Source organism: Oleiphilus sp. HI0067 (genome assembly GCF_001635735.1).
Map to the genome: position 1 here is coordinate 1 of NZ_LWFI01001123.1, position 1,242 is coordinate 1,242.

3 protein-coding genes are annotated in these 1,242 nt (G+C 42.8%); all 3 read left to right on the top strand.

The window, feature by feature from the left end; genetic code table 11:
* Window positions 1-323 (top strand): hypothetical protein (locus A3739_RS30000; protein WP_197472370.1); only part of this gene is annotated, 323 nt, incomplete at its 5' end.
* Window positions 324-442: 119 nt separating this feature from the next.
* A complete protein-coding gene (locus A3739_RS16340; RefSeq protein ID WP_068473191.1) occupies window positions 443-940 on the top strand; it encodes a biopolymer transporter ExbD in 498 nt (165 codons plus the stop codon).
* Between the two features lie 5 nt (window positions 941-945).
* Window positions 946-1,242, top strand: a 297-nt coding sequence (locus A3739_RS16345; RefSeq protein WP_197472371.1) for a biopolymer transporter ExbD, incomplete at its 3' end; no start/stop codon positions are given.

The window sequence follows — 1,242 nt, forward strand, 5'->3', positions numbered from 1 at the left end:
TATTTGGCGTCGCGCTCATTGCCGGATTGGCATTTTACTTGTCCTATGTGAAGTATTATCGCGCATACAAACCGGCCATGGATCGCTGGGGAATTCGCGAACTATGCAATCCCAATCATCCGCGCCAGGAGTATCGGGTTGCTGCGCGTGATCTACAAATCTCGCCAGACGAGGTGAAGTTTATTGCGATGCAACATGGCGTGAAAGTGGTGTGTAATAATTCTCCAGCTAATCCGAATGTTCAGATATACGAACTTCAAAGAAATTATGAGCATCGATTATATGCCGAGAAGTGGAAAGCTCAATTAAACAAAAAGAGCTAACTTATTTGATGTGCGCCATAATACTTCTTAATCGAAAGATTGTTTTGTGCGCACCGTTCTTGATAGCAATCAGTGACTCCCTATAATACAGACACATTCTTCCTATTGTTTGTATTAGTATGATCCGACGTCACAGATGGTCTCAACAAGAAGCCGATTTAGATATCACGGCGTTCATGAACTTGATGATCGTTCTTGTTCCCATCTTGCTTATAAATCTTATTTTCTCGCACACTGCGATCATAGAGCTAAACTTCCCTAGTGCAGATCAGGTGCAAGACATTGATGCCGAGCAGCTTTCTTTCCAAGTGCTGATCTTGCCAACAGCTATTGAGCTAAAAGAGGGCGCAAATACTCTTATCAAGCGCATAGAAAATACAGATCAGAACTTGCCGAATCTTTCGGCACTAAGCTTGGCGATGCAAGAGCTGAAAAGACGTGTTCCTGATAAGCGAGATATAACATTACTCGCTCAGCCCGATTCATCCTACCAAACAATTATTAACGTCATGGATGCTGTTAGGGCATATCCTAAAGTGATAGCGGGTAATGTGGTTAATGCTGAGTTGTTCCCGGATATTGGCATTGCTGATGCCCCAGAAGTTGGAGGGAACTAATCGTTTTGAAGCAATCGGTCAAAGCAAAGCGTATAGCGCGGCATAAACGCAGAGCAGCTAATTCGGGCGGCAAGTTGAATCTTGTTTCTCTGATGGATATTTTTACCATTTTGGTTTTCTTCTTGATGATCAATTCTAGTTCTGACATTCAGGTGTTGAATCAGGACGGAAAAATATATCTTCCTGTATCTTTGGCTGAAACCTTACCAGAGGAAACACTAGTTATTACCGTCAGTGTGTCGGATATTATTATTGGCGGGCGGACTATCATTTCTAGAGATGACTTCAGTGCATTTGCTGGA

What these genes read in the sequence shown, in the direction of transcription:
- A3739_RS16340 (WP_068473191.1), top strand. Translation starts at nt 443, where the DNA reads ATGATCCGACGTCACAGATGGTCTCAACAAGAAGCCGATTTAGATATC.